Annotated in this window: 2 protein-coding genes; one reads left to right on the top strand and one right to left on the bottom strand. The window is 58.0% G+C overall.

The features are described from left to right. Window positions 1–116, top strand: a 116-nt coding sequence (gene infA, locus ACIOVB_RS26630; RefSeq protein WP_401272177.1) for a translation initiation factor IF-1, incomplete at its 5' end; no start/stop codon positions are given. A gap of 916 nt (window positions 117–1032) precedes the next feature. On the opposite strand, the gene clpA is transcribed toward infA, so the two are convergent. Beyond that, window positions 1033–3163, bottom strand: a 2131-nt coding sequence (gene clpA, locus ACIOVB_RS26625; RefSeq protein ID WP_401272174.1) for an ATP-dependent Clp protease ATP-binding subunit ClpA, incomplete at its 5' end; no start/stop codon positions are given.

Below are 3163 nucleotides of genomic sequence, written 5' to 3'. Positions count from 1 at the left end.
ATATTTCCGGCAAGATGCGCAAGAACTACATTCGTATTCTTACCGGTGACAAAGTGCGCGTCGAGCTGACGCCCTATGACTTGAGCAAAGGGCGCATTACTTACCGCGCTCGTTAATCAAGTCAATACAAGACGCCCGGCTTTGCCGGGCGTTTTTGTTTGTCTGCGGTTTAGGGGTTTGGTTTTTTTTGGGGGGGGGCATATCCGTTGCTGCGGGTGCTGCCGCTGGCGGTTTCGCTCTTACAGCGAGTCCCTTTTTCAAACGCCAAAAAGGAACCAAAAGGCTTTTGCCCCGGCGTACGGCACTTCGCTGAGGCTCAGTGTTCCCTCGCTACGGTGCCCATCCGGGCGCATCGCCTACGGTTTGCTGCGCTGCACCTCCTCTCGATGTGTGCGGCTTCGCCGCACGGCGCTGCGCGCCTACCCCCCGGATGAACACCTACGCTCGGCCTGCCGAAGGGGCAAAAGAGCAAAAACAACATCAAAAGCAAGAGCCAGAGCCAGAGCCAAATCAAAAGATCGTCCGATCGCGGCACGAGCCTTCGGCAGCTCCTACAGGGAATGAGTAGACACGTCAGAGCTTGGTCGGCTATCAGGCCGCCATCGCTGGCAAGCCAGCTCCCACAAGGAATTGAGTACACCCCGCACGCGGCGCATGCCGCCCCACTCAACACAATGAGCGTTAGCTCGAGTAAAGCTCTTGATCTGAAGGCCCGTCGGAAGGCTGAGTGGAGGGATTGATCCGGGGGGTGGGAGCGCAGCGACCATTTGGCGCAGCCAAACACATCGAGAGGAGGTGCAGCGAAGCAAACCGGAGGCGATGCCCCCGGATCAATCCCGCAGCGAAGGAACCCGAGCCACAGCGAGGGCCGAACGTCAGGGCAAAGACTTTTGGTTACTTTGGGGCGTTTGCCAAAGTGACCCGCCGTCAGGGCGGAACCCTAAGAAGCCGTTACCGCAGCAACGGATATACACCCAAAAACAGCAGACAACAAAAAGGCGCCCGAAGGCGCCTTTTACTTACAACCAGCCGTCAGGCCATTTCAGCAGTAGTCTCGAAGTCGAACGTCAACTCCCCGTCCTTGATGTCGATGTGAACCACACCGCCATGCTCGGCCAGCTCGCCAAACAGAATCTCCTCCGCCAGCGGACGCTTGATCTTGTCCTGAATCAGACGCGCCATCGGACGAGCGCCCATTGCCGCATCATAACCACCCGCCGCCAGCCAGCTACGCGCCGCATCGGTGACTTCCAGGAGTACCCGCTTGTCTTCCAGCTGCGCCTGAAGCTCGGTAAGGAACTTGTCCACCACACTTTTGATGACCTCATGACTGAGGCGACCAAACTGGATAATGGTGTCCAGACGGTTGCGGAATTCCGGCGTAAAGCTCTTCTTGATCACTTCCATCGCATCAGACGAGTGGTCCTGATGGGTGAAACCGATCGAAGCGCGTGCTGCCGTTTCGGCACCGGCGTTGGTGGTCATGATCACGATCACATTGCGGAAGTCCGCCTTGCGACCGTTGTTGTCGGTGAGCGTACCGTGGTCCATCACCTGCAGCAGCAGGTTGAAGACTTCCGGGTGCGCCTTCTCGATTTCATCGAGCAGCAATACGCAGTGCGGCTGCTTGGTGATCGCTTCGGTCAACAGACCGCCCTGATCAAACCCGACATACCCCGGAGGCGCACCGATCAGACGCGATACAGTGTGGCGCTCCATGTACTCGGACATGTCGAAGCGAACCAGCTCGATCCCCAACGCCTTGGCCAATTGGCGCGCGGCTTCGGTTTTACCGACACCGGTCGGTCCGGCGAACAGGAACGAACCAACTGGCTTGTCAGGCGACTTGAGGCCGGCACGGGACAGCTTGATCGCGGTAGACAGCGAATCGATCGCCGCGTCCTGACCAAACACCGTCAGTTTCAGGTCACGCTCCAGGTTACGCAGCAGTTCCTTGTCGGAACTGGTCACGTGCTTCGGAGGAATCCGCGCGATCTTCGCCACAATATCTTCAACCTGTGGCACTTCAATGCGCTTCACGCGTTTTTCGACCGGCTGCAGACGCTGATAGGCACCCGCCTCGTCGATCACATCGATGGCCTTGTCCGGCATGTGCCGGTCATTGATGTAGCGCGATGCCAGTTCTGCGGCAGCGCGCAACGACTCATCACTGTATTCGATGTTGTGGTGCGCTTCGAAACGCCCTTTCAGACCGCGCAGGATACCGATGGTGTCTTCCACCGACGGCTCGACGACATCGACCTTCTGGAAGCGACGCGCCAGGGCTCGATCCTTCTCGAAGATGCCACGGAATTCCTGGAACGTGGTCGAGCCGATGCAACGAATGTCGCCAGACGACAGCAGCGGCTTGAGCAGGTTCGAAGCATCCATCACGCCGCCTGACGCAGCACCCGCACCAATGATGGTGTGGATCTCGTCAATGAACAGGATGGCCTGCGGACGTTTTTTCAGCTCATTGAGCAGCGCCTTGAAGCGCTTCTCGAAATCACCACGATATTTGGTGCCTGCGAGCAGAGCACCGAGATCGAGCGAGTAGACAACGCTGTTGGCCAGCAGATCAGGCACCTGGTTGTCGACAATGCGCTTGGCCAGGCCTTCGGCAATCGCGGTTTTACCCACGCCTGCCTCGCCGACCAGCAGCGGATTGTTTTTGCGCCGACGCGCGAGAATCTGCGCGACACGCTCGACTTCCGATTCGCGGCCGACCAGCGGATCAATACGACCCTGGCGCGCGAGTTCGTTGAGGTTGCTGGCATAAGCATCCAGAGGATTGCCTGAAGAAGAAGACTCACCGCCCTCATCGTCCTGCATATCTTGTTCACCTTCAGAGTGATCGCCATGCCCCGGCACTTTGGAAATGCCATGAGCGATGTAGTTGACGACATCAATGCGCGCAACGCTCTGCTGTTTCAGCAGAAACACTGCCTGACTCTCTTGCTCACTGAAGATTGCAACCAGCACATTGGCGCCAGTCACTTCACGCTTGCCCGAGCTCTGTACGTGGAAAACAGCACGTTGCAGTACACGCTGGAAGCCCAGGGTTGGCTGGGTTTCGCGATCTTCGTCATGAACGGGGATCAAAGGCGTGGTGGAGTCGATGAACTCCTGCAGGTCGTGCTTGAGTTTGTCGAGGTTTGCGCCG

Origin of the sequence: Pseudomonas sp. NPDC087639 (assembly GCF_044743385.1) — a bacterium.
Lineage (GTDB): Bacteria > Pseudomonadota > Gammaproteobacteria > Pseudomonadales > Pseudomonadaceae > Aquipseudomonas.
This window is presented reverse-complemented; position numbering and strand designations above follow the sequence as displayed.